Origin of the sequence: Roseateles sp. (assembly GCF_039595295.1) — a bacterium.
Taxonomy (GTDB): Bacteria; Pseudomonadota; Gammaproteobacteria; order Burkholderiales; family Burkholderiaceae_C; genus Roseateles.
This window is the reverse complement of sequence record NZ_JBCNLU010000001.1, coordinates 188,124-207,399: the sequence shown is the minus strand read 5'-3', so window position 1 is coordinate 207,399 and position 19,276 is coordinate 188,124. Positions and strand designations below refer to the sequence as shown.

Annotated in this window: 17 protein-coding genes; 7 read left to right on the top strand and 10 right to left on the bottom strand. The window is 69.8% G+C overall.

All coding sequences use genetic code 11. The features are described from left to right. Nucleotides 1-38: 38 nt before the first annotated feature. Genes ABDW59_RS01000 through leuD form a run of 3 tightly spaced genes read left to right on the top strand, consistent with a single transcriptional unit; the run spans nucleotide 39 to nucleotide 3,270 of the window. Nucleotides 39-1,109 carry an alpha/beta hydrolase gene (locus tag ABDW59_RS01000; RefSeq protein ID WP_343627477.1) on the top strand — a complete coding sequence of 357 codons (1,071 nt, stop codon included), beginning with the start codon at nucleotides 39-41 and terminating at the stop codon, nucleotides 1,107-1,109. Further along, nucleotides 1,106-2,638 (top strand): 3-isopropylmalate dehydratase large subunit, encoded by a 1,533-nt coding sequence (gene leuC, locus ABDW59_RS00995; RefSeq protein ID WP_343627476.1) that lies wholly within the window; start codon nucleotides 1,106-1,108, stop codon nucleotides 2,636-2,638. Before ABDW59_RS01000 ends, leuC begins: the two co-directional genes overlap by 4 nt. After that, nucleotides 2,635-3,270, top strand: a complete 636-nt coding sequence (gene leuD, locus ABDW59_RS00990; RefSeq protein WP_343627475.1) for a 3-isopropylmalate dehydratase small subunit — start codon at nucleotides 2,635-2,637, stop codon at nucleotides 3,268-3,270. The genes leuC and leuD overlap by 4 nt, the downstream gene beginning before the upstream one ends. 244 nt (nucleotides 3,271-3,514) lie before the next feature. Here leuD and ABDW59_RS00985 read toward each other — a convergent pair whose 3' ends face one another. From ABDW59_RS00985 to ABDW59_RS00970, 4 genes are all read right to left on the bottom strand, one after another. After that, nucleotides 3,515-5,737 (bottom strand): xanthine dehydrogenase family protein molybdopterin-binding subunit, encoded by a 2,223-nt coding sequence (locus ABDW59_RS00985; protein WP_343627720.1) that lies wholly within the window; start codon nucleotides 5,735-5,737, stop codon nucleotides 3,515-3,517. 68 nt (nucleotides 5,738-5,805) lie between these two features. Beyond that, on the bottom strand, nucleotides 5,806-6,264 hold the full coding sequence (locus ABDW59_RS00980; protein WP_343627474.1) for a (2Fe-2S)-binding protein: 459 nt from the start codon (nucleotides 6,262-6,264) through the stop codon (nucleotides 5,806-5,808). Continuing rightward, entirely contained in the window at nucleotides 6,261-7,067 is an 807-nt protein-coding gene (locus tag ABDW59_RS00975) for a hypothetical protein (RefSeq protein WP_343627473.1), read from the bottom strand. Before ABDW59_RS00975 ends, ABDW59_RS00980 begins: the two co-directional genes overlap by 4 nt. Nucleotides 7,068-7,166: 99 nt before the next feature. Further along, nucleotides 7,167-8,036, bottom strand: a complete 870-nt coding sequence (locus ABDW59_RS00970) for a DMT family transporter (protein ID WP_343627472.1) — start codon at nucleotides 8,034-8,036, stop codon at nucleotides 7,167-7,169. A 164-nt stretch (nucleotides 8,037-8,200) separates the two neighbouring features. Between ABDW59_RS00970 and ABDW59_RS00965 the strand changes: the two genes are divergently transcribed. Next, a complete protein-coding gene (locus tag ABDW59_RS00965) occupies nucleotides 8,201-9,535 on the top strand; it encodes a PLP-dependent aminotransferase family protein (RefSeq protein WP_343627470.1) in 1,335 nt (444 codons plus the stop codon). Between the two features lie 32 nt (nucleotides 9,536-9,567). Here ABDW59_RS00965 and ABDW59_RS00960 read toward each other — a convergent pair whose 3' ends face one another. Then, nucleotides 9,568-10,530 (bottom strand): class I SAM-dependent methyltransferase, encoded by a 963-nt coding sequence (locus tag ABDW59_RS00960; protein WP_343627468.1) that lies wholly within the window; start codon nucleotides 10,528-10,530, stop codon nucleotides 9,568-9,570. A gap of 259 nt (nucleotides 10,531-10,789) precedes the next feature. Between ABDW59_RS00960 and ABDW59_RS00955 the strand changes: the two genes are divergently transcribed. Both ABDW59_RS00955 and ABDW59_RS00950 read left to right on the top strand, forming a co-directional pair. Continuing rightward, entirely contained in the window at nucleotides 10,790-11,935 is a 1,146-nt protein-coding gene (locus tag ABDW59_RS00955) for a Fic family protein (RefSeq protein WP_343627466.1), read from the top strand. 256 nt (nucleotides 11,936-12,191) lie between these two features. Further along, on the top strand, nucleotides 12,192-12,692 hold the full coding sequence (locus tag ABDW59_RS00950) for a DUF4124 domain-containing protein (protein ID WP_343627464.1): 501 nt from the start codon (nucleotides 12,192-12,194) through the stop codon (nucleotides 12,690-12,692). Nucleotides 12,693-12,767: 75 nt separating this feature from the next. Here the strand turns inward: ABDW59_RS00950 and ABDW59_RS00945 are convergent, their stop codons facing one another. Together ABDW59_RS00945 and ABDW59_RS00940 are read right to left on the bottom strand one after the other, a co-directional pair. Continuing rightward, complete coding sequence (locus tag ABDW59_RS00945; protein ID WP_343627462.1) at nucleotides 12,768-13,559, bottom strand: transporter substrate-binding domain-containing protein; 792 nt, start codon at nucleotides 13,557-13,559, stop codon at nucleotides 12,768-12,770. A 151-nt stretch (nucleotides 13,560-13,710) separates the two neighbouring features. Beyond that, a complete protein-coding gene (locus ABDW59_RS00940; RefSeq protein WP_343627460.1) occupies nucleotides 13,711-14,808 on the bottom strand; it encodes a porin in 1,098 nt (365 codons plus the stop codon). A 241-nt stretch (nucleotides 14,809-15,049) separates the two neighbouring features. Here ABDW59_RS00940 and ABDW59_RS00935 point away from each other — a divergent pair, with 241 nt between their 5' ends. Further along, the gene (locus tag ABDW59_RS00935) at nucleotides 15,050-16,249 is read left to right on the top strand and encodes an SLC13 family permease (RefSeq protein ID WP_343627458.1); all 1,200 of its coding nucleotides are present in this window, start codon (nucleotides 15,050-15,052) and stop codon (nucleotides 16,247-16,249) included. A 21-nt stretch (nucleotides 16,250-16,270) separates the two neighbouring features. On the opposite strand, the gene ABDW59_RS00930 is transcribed toward ABDW59_RS00935, so the two are convergent. From ABDW59_RS00930 to ABDW59_RS00920, 3 genes are all read right to left on the bottom strand, one after another. Next, entirely contained in the window at nucleotides 16,271-17,581 is a 1,311-nt protein-coding gene (locus tag ABDW59_RS00930; RefSeq protein WP_343627456.1) for an O-acetylhomoserine aminocarboxypropyltransferase/cysteine synthase family protein, read from the bottom strand. Between the two features lie 97 nt (nucleotides 17,582-17,678). Then, nucleotides 17,679-18,503: a hypothetical protein gene (locus ABDW59_RS00925; protein ID WP_343627454.1), complete on the bottom strand. Its 825-nt coding sequence runs from the start codon at nucleotides 18,501-18,503 to the stop codon at nucleotides 17,679-17,681. 10 nt (nucleotides 18,504-18,513) lie between these two features. Further along, on the bottom strand, nucleotides 18,514-19,179 hold the full coding sequence (locus ABDW59_RS00920) for a hypothetical protein (protein ID WP_343627452.1): 666 nt from the start codon (nucleotides 19,177-19,179) through the stop codon (nucleotides 18,514-18,516). Nucleotides 19,180-19,276: the final 97 nt, after the last annotated feature.

Sequence of the window (19,276 nt, the reverse complement as noted above, 5' to 3'; positions counted from 1 at the left end):
GAAATTATGCGACGGTCATTCACGACCAGAATTCCGTCATGCCTCCCACACCCGAGATTCACGACCGCGCCGCCCCTGCGTCCGACGCCTCCCCGGCCGACCATCGGGCCGGTGATCCGGCAATCAAGACCGCGACGGGCACTGCGCCCGCCGTCGGTCACGTCGCAGCGGAGGCGGTGACCGATGCGCTCACCGCGCTCTACCCCGGCTTCGTCCATCGCAGCATCGCGACCGCCGACGGCGTGCGCATCCGCGCGACGATCGGTGGCCGCGGTCCGGCGCTGCTGCTGCTCCACGGGCACCCGCAGACGCGCGCGATCTGGCATCAGGTCGCGCCCGTGCTGGCCGAGCACTTCACCGTCGTCGCCGCCGATCTGCGCGGCTACGGCGATTCCTCCAAGCCGGAGGGCGGCGTGGACCACGCCGCCTACAGCAAGCGCGCGATGGCGGCCGACATGGTCGCGGTGATGCGCGCGCTCGGCTTCGAACGCTTCGACGTGCTGGCCCATGACCGCGGCGCGCGCGTCGCGCATCGGCTTGCGCTGGATGCGCCGCACGCGGTGCGACGTCTCGTGCTGCTGGACATCGCGCCCACGCTCGACATGTACGAGCAGACCAGCGACGCCTTCGCCCGCGCCTACTGGCATTGGTTCTTCCTGATCCAGCCGGCGCCGCTGCCCGAGCGCCTGCTGGAGGCCGATCCCGCCGCCTACGTGCGCGACGTGATGGGCCGCCGCAGCGCGGGGCTGGCGCCTTTCGCGCCTCAGGCCCTGGCCGAGTACGAGCGCTGCCTCGCCCTGCCTGGCACCGCGCGCGGCATCTGCGAGGACTACCGCGCCGCCGCCGGCATCGACCTGATCCACGACCGTGCCGACCGCGAGGCCGGCCGCCACCTCACGATGCCGTTGCTGGTGCTGTGGGGCGAGCAGGGCGTGGTGCATCGCTGCTTCGATCCGCTGGCGCTGTGGCGACCCATCGCGAGCGACCTGCGCGGCGAGGCCCTGCCCTGCGGCCATTACATCCCCGAGGAAGCGCCCGCGCTGCTGTTGGAGCGCGTGCTGCCCTTCTTCTCTGACACCCCGCGTTCCCCCGACGAGGCCGCACGATGAGTTCCTCCTCCCACACCACGGCCGAAGCCCTGCGCGCCGACGCCACCGGGGCCGCCGCGACCTCGTCGGACCAATTGGGCGATGTTGCCGCGGCGGCCGGCGCACCGCGCACGCTGTACCGCAAGCTGGTCGACAGCCACACCGTCGCCACGCTGGACGAGCAGAACGTGCTGCTGTTCTGCGACCTGCATCTGATGAACGAGTACACCAGCCCGCAAGCCTTCGCCGGGCTCCATGAGCAGGGGCGCGGCGTGCCCATGCCGCGCCAGAACGTCGCGGTGGTGAGCCACATCATCCCGACGCATCCGGTGCCCAACAAGATGCGCGTGATCGCCGACGGCCCGTCCGCGCTGCAGGCCAGCAACCTCAAGCGCAACTGCGATCGGCACGGGATTCCGCTGTTCGACACCACCGACGCGCTGCAAGGCATCGAGCACGTGGTCGCGCCGGAGCACGGCATGATCCGCCCCGGCATGGTCGTGATCTGCGGGGACAGCCACACGACGACCTATGGCGCGCTCGGCGCGCTGGGCTTCGGCATCGGCACGACCGAGGTCGAGCATGTGCTCGCGACGCAGACGCTGGTCTATCGGCTGGCGCAGGACATGCGCATCCGCGTCGACGGCACGCTGCCCGTCGGCACCACGGCCAAGGACCTGGTGCTCGCGATCATCGGCCGCATCGGCGCGCAGGGCGCGCGCGGCTTCGTGGTCGAGTTCTGCGGCAGTGCGATCGACGCGTTGTCGGTGGAAGCGCGCTTCACCGTCTGCAACATGGCGGTCGAGGCCGGCGCGCGCGGCGCGCTGATCGCGCCCGACGAGACGGCCATCCGCTACGTGCTGGACAAGGTGCCGGCGCTGACCGGCGCGATGAAGGACGCGGCGCTCGCGCGCTGGCGCGCGCTGCGATCCGACGACGACGCGGTCTTCGAGATCGAGCATCGCTTCGATGCCGCCGAGGTCGCACCGCAAGTGACCTGGGGGACGAGTCCCGATCAGGTCGCGCCGATCGACGCGGCCATCCCGGATCCGGCCGCGATGACTGACGCGGTGGCCCGCTCCAGCGCCGAGCGCGCGCTGCGCTACACCCGCATGAGCGCGGGTGCGCCGCTGATCGGCACGCCGGTCCAGCACGTGTTCATCGGCTCGTGCACCAATGGTCGCATCGAGGATCTGCGCGCCGCTGCCGACATCCTGCGCGGTCGCCACGTCGCGGCCGGCGTGCGGGCCATGGTGGTGCCGGGATCCGGCGCGGTGCGTGCGGCAGCCGAGGCCGAGGGGCTGGATCGCGTGTTCATCGACGCCGGCTTCGAGTGGCGCCAGCCGGGCTGCTCGATGTGCCTGGCGATGAACGACGACGTGCTGGCCGACGGCATTCGCTGCGCGTCCACGACCAACCGCAACTTCGAGGGCCGCCAGGGTCGCGGCGCCATCACCCATCTGATGAGTCCCGCGATGGCTGCTGCCGCCGCGGTCACCGGCGCGCTGACCGACGTGCGCCGCCTGCCTGCCGTGGAGTCCCCGCGATGAAACCCGTCCGCCGCATCGAGGGCCGCAGCGCGGCCCTGCGCATCGAGAACCTCGACACCGACCAGATCATGCCCAAGCAGTTCCTGCGCGGCATCGACAAGAACGGGCTGAGCGAGGGGCTCTTCTACGACCTGCGATTCGATGCGCGGGGCATTGAGCGTCCTGAGTTCGTGCTCAACCGGGCAGAGTACGCGGATGTGAGCGTCTTGATTGCCGGGAACAACTTCGGCTGCGGATCGAGCCGGGAGCATGCGGTCTGGGGCTTGCAGCAGGCGGGCATCCGGGCTGTGGTGGCGCCGAGCTTCGGGGAGATCTTCTATTCCAACGCGATGGGCAATGGGCTGCTGCTGGTCACGCTGCCGGAGGCGGAGGTGCGTCGGTTGATGGATGAGGCGGATCAGCCGGGACGCAACGGCGTGGTCATCGATGTGGAGGCGCTGACCTTGAGCGCGGGGGCGGAGCCCGATCGAGCGATGGGATTCGAGATGCTGCCGCGGCATCGGAGGATGCTGCTTGAGGGGCTGGATGCGATCGGGTTGTCGATGACGTATCGGGAGCAGATCGCGGCGTTCGCGGCGAGGCATTGGGAGGAGCAGCCTTGGTTGAAGGATGTGGCGGTCGGGGCTGATTGATCGCCGGGCGGGCGCCGGGGACTGAGAGGACCCGGAAGACCCCGAAGACCCTCTCCCCCACCCTCTCCCGCAAGCGGGCGAGGGAGTAAGAGGGCGCTCCCGCAAGCGGGCTCGGGCATGCGGTGGTCAAAGAGGTCAGCGAGCCCTCTTGTCCCCTCGCCCGCTTGCGGGAGAGGGCTAGGGAGAGGGTCTTCTTTCCCTACCGCCGCCGCCCACACCGCCGTCGCCCACGCTCACCTGGTCATCACACCTGGAATGGCAACCCCCGCAACCGCCTCCCCGTCAACGCCGCGACCGCATTCGCCATCGCCGGCGCGATCGGCGGCACGCCGCACTCCCCCATCCCGGTCGGCGGTTCCGCCGACGGCACGATGAACACATCGACCTGCGGCGCATCCACATGCGTCGCGATCCGATAGTCGTGCCAATTGCTCTGCTGCACCTCGCCCTCCTTGAGCGTGATCTCCGCCCCCGGCAAGGTCATTCCGATGCCCATCACCAGCGCCCCCTGCACCTGCGCCTCGATCGTTCTCGGATTCACCGCGAGGTTGCAATGCACGCCCGCCGTCACCCGATGCACCCGCGGCCGCCCGTCCCGCATCGAGACCTCGACCACGTAGGCCACGACGGTGCCGAAGGACTCATGCACCGCCACGCCCCAAGCCCTGCCCTTCTCCAGCCGGCTCTTTCCATACCCCGACCGCGCCACCGCCAGATCCAGCGCGGCCAGATGCCGCTCATGCTTGGCCAGCAGCTTGCGCCGATACGCCACCGGATCCACGCCCCCCGCGCGGGCGAGCTCATCCACCAGCGTCTCCATCACGAAGGCCGTGTGCGTGTGCCCCACCGAGCGCCACCACAGCACCGGCACGTTGACCTTGGGGTGATGCACCTCCAGCGCGATCGGGAAGGGATAGGCGCTCTCCGCCACACCCTCGGTCATCGTCGTGTCCGCGCCGTTCTTCACCGTGAAGGCTTCGAACGGCGTGCCCATGGTGATGGACTGCCCCACGATCACATGCTTCCAACCCAGCACATTGCCCTTGCCGTCGTGCGCGATCTCCACGCGGTGCAGATGCATCGGCCGGTAGTAGCCGCCGCGCACGTCGTCCTCGCGGGTCCAGATCATCTTGATCGGCCCCTTCTTCCCGGCCGAGAACCTCGCCTTCGCGACCTGCGCCGCCTCGACGAGGTAATCCGAGCTCGGCGTCGCGCGCCGGCCGAAGCCGCCGCCCGCGGTCATCGTGTTGAGCACCACCTGATCCGGCCTGAGCCCGAGCACGCCCGCCACCTGCGCTTGGTCCACCGTCTGGAACTGTGAGCCCACCCACACCGTGGCGCTGTCGCCGCGGAAGTCGATGCTGCAGTTCAGCGGCTCCATCGGGGTGTGGGCGAGATAGGGGAAGACGTACTCCGCGCTGATCGTCCCCGCGCTCTTCAGTCCCGTCGGCGCGCCCTCGGCCTTCTGCACGACGACGCCCGGCTTGCCCGCCAGCTCGCGGTACTGCGCGAGCAAGGCGGCGCTGTCCGCCCGATCCAGGCCGCTCAGGTCCCAGTCGACCTTGAGCAGCTCCCGCGCCTTGCGCGCCGGCCAGAAGCCGTCCGCCACGATGGCCAGGCCGCTCGCGCCGCCGACCAGCGGTACTTGGATGACCTCCTCGACGCCAGGCACCGCGAGCGCGGGCGCCGGATCGAAGCCCGCCACGCGTCCGCCAAAGACCGGCGGATGCAGCATGACCACGGTGCGCAGGCCCGCCTGCTGGAAGTCGATGCCGAAGTCCTGTCGGCCGCTGGACTTGGCGCGCGCGTCCAGCCGGTCCATGGGCTTGCCGATCAGCGTGAACTGCGCGGGCTGTTTGAGCTGCACCGTGGCGGGGACCGGCTCGTTCATCGCGCCGGCCGCGAGCACGCCGTAGTCCAGGCGCTGGCCGTCGGGCACGATGACCTTGCCGTTCTCGGTGCGCAGCTGCGGGACCGGCACGCCGGTCCGCTTCGAGGCCGCCGCCAGCAGCATCGCGCGCATGCGGGCGCCGATCTCGCGGTACTGCATCCACGAGGCCTTCATGCTGGTGGAGCCGCCCACCATCTGGATCTGGAAGAACGGATCCTTGTAGGCCTCACCCGCCGGCGCGAGCTCGCAGCGGATGCGGGACCAGTCGGCATCCATCTCCTCGGCGACCAGCATGGGCAGCGCGGTCTGCACGCCTTGGCCGAAGTCGATCTTGCCGATCTTCACCGTCACGACGCCCTGGGCATCGATGGCGACGAAGGCCAGCGGCTGCTGGAAGGGCTTGAGCGCCATGGGCGCGCCCGGCCCTGAGCCGCCCGGCGCGCTCGCGGCGCCGTCCTGCGCGCCCGCGCCGACGGCATAGAGCGCGAAGCCCGAGGACAAGCCCATCTTGAGGAACAGACGCCGGCCGACGCCGGACGCGGCCTCGCCGCTGGCCGCCTCATCGTTGCCGGACATCGCGTCGCCGCCCGCGTCGGGCAGCGCGCCATGGAGGTACTGGAACATCGGTCGCATGGCGGTCTCCTTCAGCCCAGCGCCTTGGCGGCGTCCTTGACGGCGGCATGCACCCGCACGTAGGTCCCGCAGCGGCAGAGGTTGGCGCTCATGGCGCTGTCGATCTCGGCGTCGGTGGGGCGGCGCCGCGCCTTGAGCAGCGCGACGGCGGCCATGATCTGGCCGCTCTGGCAGTAGCCGCATTGCACGACGTCATGCTTGATCCACGCGTCCTGCACCGCCTTGCCGACACGGTCGTCATCGATGGCCTCGATGGTGGTGAGCTGCTGGCCCGCGATCGATTCGATGGGCGTGACGCAGGCGCGGCGCTGCTGACCGTCGACGTGCACGGTGCATGCGCCGCAGACCGCGATGCCGCAGCCGAACTTGGTGCCGGTCATGCCCAGCGTGTCCCGCAGCACCCACAGCACGGGCGTGTCGCCCGGCACGTCGACCTGCTTGGGCTGGCCGTTCAAGCGGAAAGAGATCATGGCTGGCTCCTCGTGAGCGCGGCGCCCGGCGCGCGGCCGGACGCGGTGTCGTTGTCGATGTCCTTGTCCCCGGCCCGCGCGAGCGCGCGCAGCCGGTCGGCCATGTCGCGATCGGCCTCGGCCTTGGTCAGGCCGACGGACTTGCGCAGCGGCTCGGTGGCGTCGCAGGGCGCGCCGTTGCGGATCCAGGCCCGGACCGTTTCATCGAAGTCGGCCTTGGCCAGCGGCGGCAGCGCGCGCGCCGGACCGGGTTTCCAGCCCCAGGCGACCAGGTGATCGGTGAGCAAGTGCTGCTCGAGCATGGCCAGCGACCGATGCCCGTTGGTGGCGGGCTCGCGGAAGACCTTGCACAGCGCCGGTCCGCGCAGGCCCAGCCAGGACATCTTCATGTTCTCCGGCGGCATGTGCCAGCCGGGCTTGCCGTCGGTCTCCAGACCGGGCGGCGCATGCGGGAGCGGGCTGTTCTGCGTCGAGTGGCAGGTCGCGCACTGCAGCGGCGCGACGCCCTTGCCGTCGGCGCCGCGCTGCACGGCCGGGTAGTGGATGCGGCTGAAGTCGCCCTGCAGCGGAGCACCCGGCACATGGCAGTTCAGACATCGCGGATGGAGCAGCACGCGCTCCATGCGGGCGAAGGCGGCCAGGCCTTCGTCGCGGCTCGGCGTCGCTGAAATCGGGGTCGGCTGGAAGCCGGCGCCGTCGGCCGCGAGGGCCGTGAGCGGTGCGGCCATCAGGCCCAACACCGCGGTACGGGCCACCGCGCACGGCGAGGGCCACGAGGATCCCCATGCGAAACATGCACCCATGTCGACCTCCTGCTGGCTGCGTGCTGACGCTCCGCAGTCTAGGGAGGCGAGCAGCGACGTGGCTTGCCCGATCCGCCGAGAGGCTTGCCTGAATCGACGTCAGCGAGGCCGCGAGAAACGCCGGGCCCCGGCGACGCAGCCGATCACGGCGACGGTGACCGCAAGCATCGCCGGACTCACCGATTCGTGCAACAGCCCCGCCGCCAGCGCGAGCCCGAACAGCGGCTGCAGGAGCTGCAGCTGGCCGACCGCCGCGATGCCGCCTTGCGCAAGCCCTCGATACCAGAACACGAAGCCGATCAGCATGCTGAACAGCGACACATAGCCCAGACCCGCCCAGGCCGGCGCGCCGACATCGCTGAGGCTGAGCGGCATCAGCCACAGCGATCCGATGAGCATCACCGGCAGCGCGATCACCAGCGCCCAGCAGATCACCTGCCAGCCGCCGAGCACGCGGGAGAGCTTGGCGCCCTCCGCGTAGCCCAGGCCGCAGACCAGGATGGCGGCCAGCATCAACAGGTCGCCCAGGGGTGCCGCGTCCAGGCCCTGCGCGGCGGCAAAGCCGATGACGAAGGCGCTGCCCAGCACCGAGAAGACCCAGAACGGGGGTCGGGGGCGCTCGCCGCCGCGCAGCACGCCGAAGGCGGCGGTGGACAGCGGCAGCAGCGCGATGAAGACGACCGAGTGGGCCGAGGTCACGTGGCGCAGCGCCAGCGCGGTCAGCAGCGGGAAGCCGATGACGACGCCCATCGCAACGATGGCCAGCGGCCACCACTGCTGGCGCGACGGACGCGGCGCGCGCAGCAGCAACAGCGCGAGCAGCGCCAGCAGGCCGGCGATGGAGGCGCGCGCGGCGGTGAGGAAGACGGGATCGAAATCCGCCACCGCGACGCGCGTCGCCGGCAACGAGCCGCTGAAGATCAGCATGCCGATGAATCCGTTCAGCCAGCCTCGGGATGCGGTGTCCATGGATCAAGGGTCGTGGAGGAGGAAGCGGCCAGCGTAGCGAGTTGGATCAATACAATCAAAAAATTGTCATGGATACACGTACTGCTGCCGCTGCCGCTGCCGCTGCCGCTGCCGCGGTTGCTGTTGCTGTCGCCGGTTCGACGGCATGCGGAGGGAGAAGGACGATGGCCGAGCCCAGATACAAGGCGGTGGTGGATCGCTTGGCGGCGGAGATCCGCAGCGGCGCGCTGCCCGCGGGGGAGCGCTTGCCGACGCATCGTGTGCTCGCCGAGCGTGAGGGCTTTGCGCTGGTGACCGCGACGCGCGTCTATGCGGAGCTGCGAGCGATGGGTCTGGTCAGCGGCGAGACCGGCCGCGGCACCTTCGTGAAGGAGACGCTGCTGTCGCCCAGCCAGGGCGTCGATCTGGACGCGGTCGCCGCCGACATGGTCGACCTCAGCTTCAACTACCCGTCCCTGCCCGGTCAGGCCGAGCTGCTGCGCGGCGCGCTGCGACAGCTCGCCGGCGCTGGCGACCTGGAGGCGCTGCTCCGCTATCAGCCGCATGGGGGCCGCCCCGCGGATCGTGCCGCCGTCGCGCGGCATCTGACGCGGCGCGCCCTGACGGTCGAGGGCGAGCGCGTGCTCATCGTCGACGGCGCGCAACACGGCATCGCGGTCACGCTGATGGCGCTGCTCAAGCCCGGCGACGTGGTCGCGGTGGACGCGCTGACCTATCCCGGCTTCAAGCTGGTCGCTGAGATGCAGCGCCTGGAGCTGGTGCCGGTGCCTGCGGCGGGCGCGGGACCGGATCTCGACGCGCTGGAGGCGCTGTGCCGGCGCCGCAAGGTCAAGGCGATCTACACCATGCCCACGCTCAACAACCCGCTGGGCTGGGTGATGGGCGCGACGCGGCGGCGGGAACTGGCGGCGCTCGCGCGGCGGCACGATCTGTGGGTCATCGAGGACGGCGCCTATGCCTATCTCGCGGAGGATCCGCCGCCGCCGCTGGCGATGCTCGCACCGGAGCGGACCGTGTATGTCTCGGGCTTCTCGAAGAGCGTCGCGGCGGGCCTGCGGGTCGGCTTCGCGGTGGCTCCGCCCGAGGCCGTGCCTCCGATCGAGCGCGCCATCCGCGCGACGACCTGGAACACGCCCGGGGTGATGACGGCCATCACCGCCGGCTGGCTGGAGGACGGCACCGTCGACCGGCTGGAGCGCGAGAAGCGCGAGGACGCGAAGCGGCGGCAGCGGCTCGCGGCGCAGCGGCTGGGGCCGCTCAAGCGCATCGGGCATGCGTCGAGCTACTTCGTGTGGTTGCCGCTGGGCGAGGAGGTCCGCGCCGATCAGGTCGCGATGGCGCTGCAGCGCGAGCGGATCTCGGTCTCGACGGCCGAGCCCTTCGCGACGACGAAGCACGTGCCCCATGCGATCCGGCTTGCGCTCGGGTCGGTCGACTTCGATCGCCTGGGCGAGGGACTGGATCGCGTCAGGGAGGCGATCGAGGCGAGGAGCTTCTGAACGTCAGCGGCGGCTGTCCGTATCGACCGACGTCAAACCGCTTCGGGCGGCGCACGCGAGTCGGACGGCGCGACGTGTTCTGGCTGCCGGTACACCAGCACCTTCAACGACCGTTCCTCATCCACGTCGGCGAAGACGGCGGGATTGGCGACGCGCTCGATGAACTCGAGCATCGGGGCCTCGGCGGCGAGGGTGTCGCACAGGAAGTCGGTGCCGAGCTTGGGCGTGTTGAGGCACACCAGCGCGTGGCCGCCCGGGGCGAGCAGCTCCGGCAACTTGCGGGCCAGGCGGGCGTAGTCCTTGGTCGCGACGAAGCTGCCCTTCTGGTAGCTGGGCGGGTCCAGCACGACGAGGTCGTAGGGCGCGCCGCGGCGGATCTTTCCCCAGGAGCTGAACACGTCGTGACCATGGAAGGCCGCGCGGTCCTGCACGCCGTTGAGCTGGTGGTTGCGGCGCCCGACGGCCAGCGGTCCGCGGGCCATGTCGTAGTTGTCGACGGCGGCGGCGCCGCCTCGCAGCGCCGCGACCGAGAACGAGCAGGTGTAGGCGAAGAGGTTCAGCACCTTGCCGCCGGGATGGGCCTCAGCCCAGCGGCGCGTCCAGCGTCGGCCCTCGGCCATGTCGAGGAAGAAGCCGTGGTTCTGACCGTGCGGCAGGTTGACGGCGAAGCGCGCACCGTCCTCCTCGACGATGTGCTCGGCGGGGATCTCGCCAGCCATCACGCGATTGGCGGGGCGGTTCTCGTCGCGATGCTGGAAGACCCAGTTCAGCGGCTCGCCCGGCGCGATCTCGGCCCAGCGGGCGGCGAGCGCAGCGCCGATGCGGGCGAGCTCGTCGTCCGCGACGGGCGCGAAGCTCGTCAGCAGCCAGACCGGCGGATAGGCGTCCAGCGCCCATTGCTCGCAGCCCGGATGCAGGCCGCCGCGGCCATGGAAGACGCGGCCGGCGTCGGTGGGGCGGGTCAACCGGGAGATGGCGTCAAGAAGGGCTTGCATGAACAGGGTCGGGAGCGGGGCGACAGTGTAGACAGCGTGCCATGTCGACGAAATTCGCTTTTGTCGACACGTCGTGGGCTCATGTCTTCGGCAGCGACATGAGCCTCTCGTCATGTCGATGAAATTAGATTCCTAGAACATGACAGGAGACTGCCCCTCATCATGTCGCTATTCTGCGATTTTATCGACACGTTTCGTTGACGCGTCGTTCCTGGCGCCATATCGTTCATACCTGTCGTCATATGGCGATTTCGCGAACATGAACAGCCCCTCCTCTGTCCTCCCCTGGTCGCCCGAGCGGCCGTTCAACGACCTGCCGCGCCTGCCGCCGCCCTCCGAGCTGGAGACCCGCGCGGTGTTGAAGCAGTGCGTGCTCTCGCGGGCGGCGTTGGCCGGTCTCAAGCAGGCAGCAGCGTTGATCCCGAATCAGACGATGCTGATCAACACGATCCCTCTCCTCGAAGCGAAGGACAGCTCTGAGATTGAGAACATCGTGACCACCGCCGACAAGCTGTTCCAGTTCGCGCAGGCGCAGGAGTCGTCGGCCGATCCGGCCACGAAAGAAGCGCTTCGCTACCGGACCGCGCTGTATGCAGGCTTCCAGTCGTTGGCGCGCCGCCCGCTCTGCACGACGACCGCCGTCCAGATCTGCAGCACCATCAAAGATGCGGACATGGACATCCGTCGAGTCCCCGGCACGCAACTCGCCAATGCGGCGACTGGCCGGGTGATCTATACGCCGCCGGAAGGAGAAGCTCGCCTGCGAGACCTCCTGGCCAACTGGGAACGCTTCCTGCACGAGCAGGTCGATCTCGACCCGCTGGTGAGAATGGCCATCGGACACTATCAGTTCGAGGCCATCCACCCGTTCACCGACGGCAACGGACGGACGGGCCGGATCCTCAACATCCTTTATCTGATCCAGGAGGACCTGCTGTCCTTGCCGATCCTCTATCTGAGCCGACACGTGATCGCCCACAAGGCGGACTACTACCGGCTGCTGCTTGAGGTCACGCGCGACGACGCGTGGGAACCATGGGTGCTGTTCATGTTGAAGGCGGTCGAAGAAACGGCGCGCTGGACCACCGACAAGATCCTTGCCATTCGCGCATTGTCCGAAGCGGCCGTGGAGTACGTTCGCCAGCGTCTGCCCAAGATCTACAGCCGTGAGCTCATCGACGCCATCTTTGAGCAGCCCTACTGCCGGATCGGCACGCTGGTCGACAAGGGCATCGCGCAAAGGCAGGCCGCCTCGCGATACCTGCAGGACCTGGTGTCCATCGGCGTGCTCGAAGAAATGCGGCTGGGCAAGGAGAAGCTCTTCATTCATCCCAAGCTGATGACGCTCTTGGCCAGCGACACGCACGACCTGACAGGCTACGAGGACGTCGGGCGCAAGGACTGACCCCTCACCCATCCCCCACCCCACCCGGAGGGATGCACAAGGCCGCGAGCCTCCTCTACAGTCGCGGCTCTTACAAGAACCAGGATTCTTCAGGGAGAGCGGCATGGGAGTTCATGCGCGCACGGCCATGCGGCCGAATCGTCCGGAAGGACGCGTCCGTCGGAACGAAGAGGCCGCGCCGATCGCACGAGTTGCAGCATCTGCACAGCTGGCACGGGTGACACGAGCCGCGCGAATCGCGGCGGCGGCGCTCGGCGTGACCTTGACGGCCATGGCCGGCACGGCGCTGGCGCAGACGACGACGCCGGTACCAGCGGCGACCCCGATGACCTCTCCCGGTCTGGCGCCGGCCCCGGCCGCCGCTTCGGCCTCGGTCTACAAATGGGTCGACGCCGATGGCCGCACCCATTACTCGCAGCGCAAGCCGACCGAGCCCGGTGCGCGAGCCTCCGAGATCAAGCCGCCCCCGCCCCCGCCCGACAGTCCACCGCTGCGCAAGGAGTCCTGGGTCGCCGCGCCGAGTCTGGCGTCTCCCACGGCTGCCGCATCGCCGGAGGCTTCCGCGCCGACCGCCGCGGGCCTGCGGACCTCGCGCGTCTACGCCTTGTCCGAAGGCCTGGATCCCAACACCGATGCCTACCGCTGCGCGCTGGCCAAGGACGTCTTGAGCGGCGCGGTCCGCCGGTCCGCGATGCGGCCCACCGACGACCACGACCGCAACATCGCGCGCAACGACATCAAGCTGTTCTGCAAGTGATCCGATTCGAGGCGTCGCCGCCAATGAGGACCTCCGGCGTGCCAATGGGCGATCAGACGCCGGTCGGCGTTCAGCTCACTTGTTCTCGATGGGCTTGCTGACGTCGCGCTCGAACCACTTGGTCGAGATCTTGGCGTAGGTGCCGTCGGCCATCAGGTCGGCCAGGGCCTTGTCGATGGCGGCCTTGAACTTCGGGCTGTTCTTGCGGAACGGGATCGCGTTGGTCGCCGGCTTGCCGATCGCCGCGCCGGCCTTGACCGGCAGCTTGGTCTTCTCGCGCAGATACGGAATCAGCAGGCTGTCGTTGAGCGCGGCGTCGATGCGGCCGGTGGCCAGGTCCTGCAGGTACTCGGTGGCGCCGGGATAGGTGCGCACCTCCACGCCCTCGAAGCCCTTGGCCTGCTCGGCGAAGTTGCTGCCCTGGCCGACGCCGACCTTCTTGCCCTTGAGGTCGGCGGGGGTCAGGAGTTGCCGGGTCTCGTTGGCGCGGATGATCAGCTGCGGATACGACATCACGTAGGGCGTGCTGAAGTCGAAGGTCTTGCGGCGCTCGTCGGTGGCGGCGACCTGGTTGACGATGACGTCGTACTTGCCCGCCTGCAGGCCGGCGAGGATGCCGCTCCATTCGGTGGTGGTGAACTCCGGCTTGACGCCCAGCTTGCCGGCGATGGCGGCGGCGATCTCGACGTCGAAGCCGGTGAGCTGGCCCTTCTCGTCCTTGTAGTTGAACGGGGGATAGGTGCCCTCGACGGCGATGCGCAGGGTGCCGCGCGACTTGACGTCGTCGAGCAGGTCGGCGGCCTGGGCCGCCAGGGACGCGCCGGCCAGCAGCGCGGCGGCGATCAGGGAGGTGCGGACGTTCTTCATGAGACCCCTCGTTGTGCGTTGGAGCGACCGATGTTGCCACCAGTCGCCCCGCCCTATCGGCATATGCACATGGCGCGTGGCTATATCGGGTGACGCCGCGAGCCAGGTCCGAGCCCCGGGACAGCTCCCCGCAGCCCTCCGCCCTCAGCCCTCAGAACGCGTGCCGCATCCCGAGCGCGAAGACGGTGGGCCGTTCGCCGGCGCCGACGCTCAGCGGGTTGATCGCCAGGTCGTAGGCGGCGCGGGCCTGGTTGTCGATGCGGGTCACGTAGGCGTAGAGCCCGGTGCGCGAGGACAGCGTGTGGTCGTAGCCCAGCGTCCACTGGCGGGCGCCGGTGTCCGCGCCGGCCGAGATGAAACCGACCTTCGCGCCGGCGGGCCCCTTGCCCTCGCCCGCATGGGTGAAGGAGGCGCGCAGGCTGCCGCGGCCGATCTGCCAGGTGGCGGAAACATAGACCGAGTCGCGCCGCAGCGGGCCGGTGGGAGTCTCGTAGCGCAGGCGCTCGGCGGCGGTGGCGATGCGCCAGACCCCGAAGCGGTAGGCGGCGCCCAGCTTGGTCGCCGTGTCGGTCAGGTGCGGGCCCTGGTAGTCGTGGTGCTCCTCGTGGGCGAGCGCCAGGTTCCACGGTCCCTGATCCCAGGTCAGCGAGGACGACCACAGGCTGGGCTTGGCGCCGTTGGGCCCCAGGTCGCCCTCGTTGAAGGAATACGCCACCTTCCCGGTGAGGCCGTTCCAGGTCGGGGTCCAGTACTGGACGACGTTCTGCTGGCGCCGGTCGAAGGACGCGGTGGTGGTCGTGTTGTTGACGGTCGGCGCGGAGCCGTTGGCCATCAGCGCCATGTAGCCGGCGGTGGTGGGATACCAGGGATCGAAGCCGCTGGTGGAGAGCAGGTACGGCGTCCCCCAGTTGCCGGCGAAGACCAGCCCATAGGGGGTGTTGAGGCCGACGCGGGTGTCGCGATTCGCGAGCGAAGGCCCCGCCCCCGTGTCCAGCGCGAGCGAGCCCTCGATCTGGAACACCGCCTGGATGCCGTCGTCCAGATCCTCGGTGCCGCGGAAGCCGATGACGGAGCGGTTGTTGGATTCGCGATTCACGGCGCGGTCGCGCGGGGAGCGGCTGGCGTCGGCGTGCTCCAGGGAGACGTTGAGGCGGCCGTAGATCGTGATGTTGGACTGCGCGTGGGCGGGCAGCGCGGCGGCCCCCGCAAGGGTGAGCGCTGCGAGCGGCAGGGGGAGTCGGTACTGCATCGGAAGGGCTGAAAGCGGAGGGCTGAGGTGGCGCCGATGTTGGCGCGGCGCGCCGCTTTTCGGCTCTCTCGTTCGGGGGACGCGGGCCCCACCGACATGCCCTGCCGGCCTCGACCTACCTGGCCGCCTCACGGACTTTGGCATCATGCGTGCCCTGGTCATGAGCGGTCCCGCGCAGGCCGCCTCCCCTCCACTTCTGAGGGCGTCGCGATATCGACGCCCCCGCTTCATGAGCTCCTCGATGCCCTCGCCCTCGGATCCCTCGTCGCCCGAGAGCGCCTCCGACAGTTCCGCCAGCACCACCCCTGAGAACGCGCCCGAAAGCGGGCTCGAAAGCGCGCCCGGCGATCACGACGCCGGCCCGGGCGGCAACCGCCTGCTGTGGCTGCTGGCGCTGGTGGCGGTGGGGTTCGCACTGCTGCGTCCGATCTCGCCAAGCGAGTGGCTGCGCCTGATCGACTGGCAGACCATGGGCGCGCTGACGGGCCTGCTGGCCATCACGCAAGGCGTGGAGCGCAGCGGCGTGCTGCAGGGCGCGGCGCGCGCGCTGCTGGCGCGCACGGGCACCGGCCGGCAGCTGGCGCTGGTCCTGTGCGCGGTGGCGGCGGTGCTGGCCGCGCTGGTCACCAATGACGTGAGCCTGTTCCTACTGGTGCCGCTGACCCGGGAGCTCGCCGCTCAAGCGCATCTGCCGCTGGCGCGGCTGGTCGCGCTGGAGGCCCTGGCGGTGAACGCCGGCTCCTCGCTGACGCCGATCGGCAACCCGCAGAACCTCTATCTCTGGCACCGCTCGGGCGAGTCCTTCGGCGGCTTCATCGCGATGATGGGGCCGTCGGTGGGCGTGATGCTGGTGCTGCTGATCGTGACCATCCTGATCACCATGCCCCGCACGCCGATCACCATCGCGCCGGCGCGGCGCAAGACCCCGACGCAGCCGCGGCTGCTGGCGCTGTCGGTCGCGCTCTTCCTGGGCTTCGTGCTGTCGCTGGAGCTGCGCCAGTGGGTGCCCGCGCTGGCCGTGGTGATGGCGGTCTACGCGATCTGGTATCGGCAGGTGCTGCTGCGGCTGGACTGGGCCTTGCTGGCGACCTTCGCGCTGATGTTCGTGGACCTGCATCAGCTGGTGGCCCTCCCCCAGGTGGCGGGGCTGCTGGAGCGGCTCCCGCTGGACCAGCCGCTGCCGGCCTACCTGGTGGCGATCGTGAGCTCGCAGCTGATCAGCAACGTGCCGGCGACGCTGCTGCTGGCCGAGCACATGCCGCATCTGGCGGTGCTGGCCGTGGGCGTGAACGTCGGCGGTTTCGGCTTCGTGCTGGGCTCGATGGCCAACCTGATCGCGCTGCGCCTGGCACGCGTGCCGGGCGGGCTGGCGGAGTTCCACCGCATCAGCCTGCCCTTCCTTTTGGTGTGCGCGGTGCTGGTGGGGTGGCTGGTGCTGTGAGCGCTGGATGAGCGCTCGCGCTCACACGGCGGCCAGCGCCTGCTCCAGATCGGCGATGAGGTCGTCGATGTGCTCGATGCCGACGGAGAGCCGGACGGTGTCCTCGGACACGCCGGCCTTGTCGAGCTCGGCGGGCGAGAGCTGGCGGTGGGTGGTGGACGCGGGATGCGTCGCCAGGGAGCGCACGTCGCCGATGTTGACCAGGCGGGTGAAGAGCTGGAGCGCGTCGAGGAAGCGCGCCCCGCGCTCGCGGCCCTGCCCGCCCGGGCCCTTGAGGCCGAAGGTGACGATGCCGGAGGCCTTGCCGGACAGGTACTTGCGGACCAGCGCGTGGTCAGGGTGGTCCTCGAGTCCGGCGTAGTTGACCCAACTGACCTTCTCGTGACGCTTCAGGTGCTGGGCGAGCGCGAGCGCGTTGTCGCTGATGCGATCCACCCGAAGGGCGAGCGTCTCTATCCCCTGGAGGATGAGGAAGGCGTTGAAGGGGGACAGCGCGGCGCCGGTGTTGCGCAGCGGGACGACGCGGGCGCGGCCGATGTAGGCGGCGGGGCCCAGGGCCTCGGTGTAGACGACGCCGTGGTAGCTGGGGTCGGGCTCGTTCAGGCGCTTGAAGCGTTCCTTGTGCTGGGCCCAGGGGAACTTGCCGGAGTCGACGATGGCGCCGCCGATGGAGGTGCCGTGGCCGCCGAGGTACTTGGTCAGCGAGTGCACGACGATGTCGGCGCCGTGCTCGAAGGGGCGGCTCAGATAGGGCGAGGGGACGGTGTTGTCGACGATCAGGGGGATGCCGTGGTCGTGGGCGATCTTGGCGATGGTCTCGATGTCGGTGACGTTGCCCTGGGGGTTGCCGAGGGACTCGACAAAGATGGCCTTGGTCTTGGCGTCGATGAGGGCGGCGAAGGCTTCGGGCTGGCGGTAGTCGGCGAAGCGGGCGGTGATGCCGTACTGCGGGAGGGTGTGGGCCAGCAGGTTGTAGGTCCCCCCATAGAGGGCGCTGGCGGCGAGGATGTTGTCGCCGGCCTCGGCGATGGTAAGGATGGCGTAGGTGACGGCGGCCTGCCCGGAGGCGACGGCGAGCGCGCCGATCCCGCCTTCGAGGGCGGCCAGGCGCTGCTCGAGCACGTCGTTGGTGGGATTCATGATCCGGCTGTAGATGTTGCCGGGGACCTTGAGGTCGAAGAGGTCGGCGCCGTGCTGGGCGGAGTCGAAGGCGTAGGCGGCGGTCTGGTAGATGGGGACCGCGACGGCCTTGGTGGTGGGGTCGGGGGAGTAGCCGGCGTGGACGGACCGGGTTTCGAAGCGCCAGCTGGCGGGCGTCGGGGCTTGGGACATGGGGCTCTCCTCGTGGATGGACGGGGAGAGGCTAGGGGCTGGGTCGTGGGGCGGCGAAGTGAGCTTTGCGCATGAGCTCATGCGCGGGGCGCGTGGGTCACTTCGCCGGATCGGGCTGGTCGAGCTCCTCCAGCGCGCGCTGGATCTGATCGCTCGGCGCGGTGAGGATGAGGTTGAGATCCTCGATGGCCTGGTTCTGGGCGTTCATGCGACCGGCGAGAACGCGGTACTGGCCGAGCACGGCCTGGTCGCGGAACTCCAGGCGCGGCGGCGTGTCCTGGCTGAGCTGGAAGCTGTCGGGGTGCTCGTCCAGCAATTGCACGATGGCGAGGGCGGTCGACTGCCGCCGCTGCTCGAGCGGGAAGAAGTTCAGGAAGTGGAGTCGGATCCGACCGGGCGGCGTGGTGACGGCTTGCCGAGGCACGCCGAAGTCGGTCGGCGTCGCGGCATAGGCGGCGTCGAGCGAGGTCTTGGCGCGGCGCAGGGCGAGCACGGTGTCGGCGACGTACTGTTCGAGCGCCTCCTGAGCCAGCGCGATCTGGGCCCGGGCCGCGTCGCGATCGGCGCGGGTGGCGAGGCGGCTGGCGCTCATCAACTGGGCGAGGCTGAGCGCCTGCCGACGCGCCAGATAGCGGGCGGCGATGCCGCGCAGCTCGCGGTGGGTCGCGGCGCAGGCGAGCGTCAGGGGCTGGAGCCGGCCCAGCGGACGGGACTTGATCTGGTCATCCGTCAGATCGGCGCCCTGCCCCAACTCGGACATCACCGCGATGAAGGCGGAACGGGCGAGCTCGACTTCCTCCTGGGGGATGGCGGACGCTTGCGTGGGGGATGCGACGGGAGTTGCAGCGAGGGCGACGGCGGGGACGGCGAGGGCCGCGACGACGACGGCCAGACACGCGGGGCGGGCGAGGGGCTGAAGCATGGCGGCGATCTCAGGGGCTGGGCTGGCTGGTCGCGCGCTCGGGCATCGGGGGCGCCGAGCTGGCCTCGTCCGCGGGTTTGGGGATGACGTCGAGCAGGCGGGCGGACACCTCGCGGAGGCGATCCACCAGGGATCTGAACTGCGCGAGGACTGGCGCGTCGCTGAAGACGAGGTGGGGTTCGGGACCGTCGCTGAGGCCGACGTTGCGCGCGTTGTCGTCGAGCAATTGGACGATGGCGAGGGTCAAGGTCTGGCGTTCCATCTCCAGGGGGACATACACCTCGAGGAAGGCCCTCCTCCGCTTCATGGGCGCCCGGGCTTGCTCCTCGGGCCAGTCCTTGCCCAGACCGGGGATGCTGGCATAGGCGGTGCTGATGGCGGACTCGGCCTGGCGCAAGGCGGCGAGGTTGTCGCTCCGGTACTTGCGGACGAGGTAGGAGGCGGAGGACATCTTGGCGCGGATCTGCTCGCGGGAGGCGGGCGTCGCGAGGCCGGAGGCCTTGCCGATCTCGGCGACGTCCAGCGCGGTGATCTGCTCCCCATAGCGGTTCTCGATCGCGAAGATCTCGCGGCGGAAGGCGACCAGGGCGAGCAGGACCGGTTCGACCTTGCCGGTGCGGAGGGCCTTGATCTGCTCGTCGGTCGGGTTGATGCCCTTGCGCATGTTGCTGAGCAAGGTGGGGAGGTCGGGGACGAGCGGTGGGGGGAGGACTTGGACGGTTTGGGGAGAGCTCGGGGGCGCGGCGTGAGTGGGGCCGGTGAGCGCGACGAGT

Bases quoted from the DNA above. Each gene is read 5' to 3' on its own strand.
- ABDW59_RS01000 (WP_343627477.1), top strand. From the start codon at position 39: ATGCCTCCCACACCCGAGATTCACGACCGCGCCGCCCCTGCGTCCGAC.
- leuC (WP_343627476.1), top strand. From the start codon at position 1,106: ATGAGTTCCTCCTCCCACACCACGGCCGAAGCCCTGCGCGCCGACGCC.
- leuD (WP_343627475.1), top strand. From the start codon at position 2,635: ATGAAACCCGTCCGCCGCATCGAGGGCCGCAGCGCGGCCCTGCGCATC.
- ABDW59_RS00985 (WP_343627720.1), bottom strand. From the start codon at position 5,737: ATGTCCGGCAACGATGAGGCGGCCAGCGGCGAGGCCGCGTCCGGCGTC.
- ABDW59_RS00980 (WP_343627474.1), bottom strand. From the start codon at position 6,264: ATGATCTCTTTCCGCTTGAACGGCCAGCCCAAGCAGGTCGACGTGCCG.
- ABDW59_RS00975 (WP_343627473.1), bottom strand. From the start codon at position 7,067: ATGGGTGCATGTTTCGCATGGGGATCCTCGTGGCCCTCGCCGTGCGCG.
- ABDW59_RS00970 (WP_343627472.1), bottom strand. From the start codon at position 8,036: ATGGACACCGCATCCCGAGGCTGGCTGAACGGATTCATCGGCATGCTG.
- ABDW59_RS00965 (WP_343627470.1), top strand. From the start codon at position 8,201: ATGGCCGAGCCCAGATACAAGGCGGTGGTGGATCGCTTGGCGGCGGAG.
- ABDW59_RS00960 (WP_343627468.1), bottom strand. From the start codon at position 10,530: ATGCAAGCCCTTCTTGACGCCATCTCCCGGTTGACCCGCCCCACCGAC.
- ABDW59_RS00955 (WP_343627466.1), top strand. From the start codon at position 10,790: ATGAACAGCCCCTCCTCTGTCCTCCCCTGGTCGCCCGAGCGGCCGTTC.
- ABDW59_RS00945 (WP_343627462.1), bottom strand. From the start codon at position 13,559: ATGAAGAACGTCCGCACCTCCCTGATCGCCGCCGCGCTGCTGGCCGGC.
- ABDW59_RS00940 (WP_343627460.1), bottom strand. From the start codon at position 14,808: ATGCAGTACCGACTCCCCCTGCCGCTCGCAGCGCTCACCCTTGCGGGG.
- ABDW59_RS00935 (WP_343627458.1), top strand. From the start codon at position 15,050: ATGCCCTCGCCCTCGGATCCCTCGTCGCCCGAGAGCGCCTCCGACAGT.
- ABDW59_RS00930 (WP_343627456.1), bottom strand. From the start codon at position 17,581: ATGTCCCAAGCCCCGACGCCCGCCAGCTGGCGCTTCGAAACCCGGTCC.
- ABDW59_RS00925 (WP_343627454.1), bottom strand. From the start codon at position 18,503: ATGCTTCAGCCCCTCGCCCGCCCCGCGTGTCTGGCCGTCGTCGTCGCG.